This window comes from Stenotrophomonas pictorum JCM 9942, assembly GCF_001310775.1.
Classification (GTDB): domain Bacteria; phylum Pseudomonadota; class Gammaproteobacteria; order Xanthomonadales; family Xanthomonadaceae; genus Stenotrophomonas; species Stenotrophomonas pictorum.
The window spans coordinates 1-2,023 of record NZ_BAZI01000431.1; the positions used below are offsets into that span (position 1 = coordinate 1).

Below are 2,023 nucleotides of genomic sequence, written 5' to 3' on the forward strand. Positions count from 1 at the left end.
CGGTGTGCGCCCGCTGACCACCAGGCCCTCGGCCGGCGGCTCACGGTCCACCCGATCGCTGCCCATCGTGACCTGCACGCCGGTCTTGCCATTGTGGGTGCGCGCGGCCAATGCCAGACGCTGGCCGAAAGCGACTTCAGTGATGCCGCTGCCCAACGGCAGCGCCGCCGACACCGTGGTGCCCAGCGCTTCGGCCGCCGGTTTGTCCAGCGGTGCCGGGAACTGCAGGCGCGTGCCCTGCAGCGCCGAACGCAACGTCAGCCGGGTCGGCGGCACGGAACGGTTGCCGGGCGCACCCTTCGGCAAGGTGACTCCGATCGTCCACTGCGAGGTGCCCTGGATATAGGGCCGGAGCCAATCCAGCTCGGGCGCCCGGTCAAGCAGATCGCTGGCGCTCAGCGCCGCCGTCAGCTCGGCCTCGAACGCATGGGCCGGATCGCGCACCGGCGCGCCGGCGCGCAGCGTCAGCAGGCCATCACGCTCCCTGTGGCGCACCGCCAGCGCCGGCGCGTCAAAGCCATTGCCGCCGTAACTGGCCGTGCCGCGCACATTGTCGAACTTCAGATCCCACCGCTTGTCAGCCAGACTGGCTCCGCGCAGTTCCACCTCGCCGGCAAGCCGGCCCGCGCCGCCGCGCAGTGGCTGCAGCAGATCGAAGGTCACACTCGCCGGTCCGGACACTGCTAGGTTGTCCAGGGTTTCGCCGTAGCTGGCCTGCAGCGGACTCTTGCGCAGCATCGCCAGCAGGTGGCTGCTGTCATCGACGGTACGTGCGGCCACATGCAGGCGCGACTCGCGGAAATCGGCGATCCCGGCCTGGAAGCTGTCGATCTTCACCCCGGCCAGCTCGCCCTTGCCCTGCAACGCGAAACCGTTGGCGATAAAGGCGATGTCGCCATCCACGCCATTGATGAGCGGCCAATCGCCAGCGAAGCGGATCGCCCCCTCATCGATCCGGCCACGCGCCTCGAAGCGACCGTTGTGGCCATTGAACGGCCAGTCGTCCATGTCACCTACCGCCAATGCGATGCCGTCGCGCAGGTGACCGTCGACCAGCGCCGCGTCCAGCCACGCCACCGCCGTCTCACTCATACGCGAGCGCACCCAGAAGCGCTTGGCCACGGTCATCGGCACATCGTCCAGCTTGGCCGCCAGGTTGATCCATGGACGGGTGCGGTCACCCTGGAACCACAGTCCGCCACGCAGATCGGCCGCATAATCGGTGCCCTGCACACGCAACGCCGGCGTGCCCACCTGCCAGCCATCGCCTTCGCGCCAGCCCACCAGCTGCCCACGCAGTTTCAGCTCGTGCGTGACGCCAAAGCCGGTGGGCCAGTCAACTTGACCGTGCGGTCCGGCAGCAGCGTCAGCGCCACCGCCTGGCCATCCCCTTCGAAATGCCCGCGCAGACCACTGAGCCCCGGGCTGCCGCCGATGGCATCGAATGCCGCCTCTTCCAGCTCGCCACGGCCCCGCAGCGCGCCGCCGCGGTGGCCGGCGATGCTCACATCCGAAAACCGCAACACCGGGCGGGCGCGATGCAGCCACTGACGCAGGGGCGGAGAGAGCTGTTCACCCAGTGCGGCCACGCGCAGCAATGGCGTGACATCGATCTGCTTGCCCTGCAGGGCGAAATCGTTGCCGCCGGCCAACAGCAGACCATCGAGTGATTGCATGCGCCCTTCCGAGGCGATGCGCAATTGCGGCGCGTCCAGCCGCCAGCCGCCCTCGATCTGCCTCCAGCGCGCGCGTGCCTGCACCCGGTGCAGAAATGTGGAAGGCGCCTTCGTGCCTTCGCTGAACGGCGCTCCGGCCAGTAGCAGCCCGTTGAGGTCGGCATCGACCGTCACCGACACGACCTTGTTGTCACGGACCTGCAGCCAGCCCCGCGCCGCGCCTGTCCCCTGCTGGACACTCACCCCGGCAAAGCGCAGCAGCGATGACCAGGCCGACAGATCGGCCGGCGCGGCCGCCAGCCACGCCTGTCCATCGCCCTGCTGCCGGTCGAAATCCAGCACCGCGG

Annotated in this window: 2 protein-coding genes; both read right to left on the reverse strand. The window is 69.2% G+C overall.

Translation table 11 applies throughout. From position 1 onward, the window contains the following. Window positions 1-1,284: YhdP family protein (locus tag JCM9942_RS14660; protein WP_304941153.1), on the reverse strand; the 1,284-nt coding region annotated here is incomplete at its 3' end. Window positions 1,285-1,301: 17 nt separating this feature from the next. Further along, a partial coding sequence (locus tag JCM9942_RS14665; RefSeq protein WP_484600248.1) for a YhdP family protein occupies window positions 1,302-2,023 on the reverse strand: 722 nt, incomplete at its 5' end.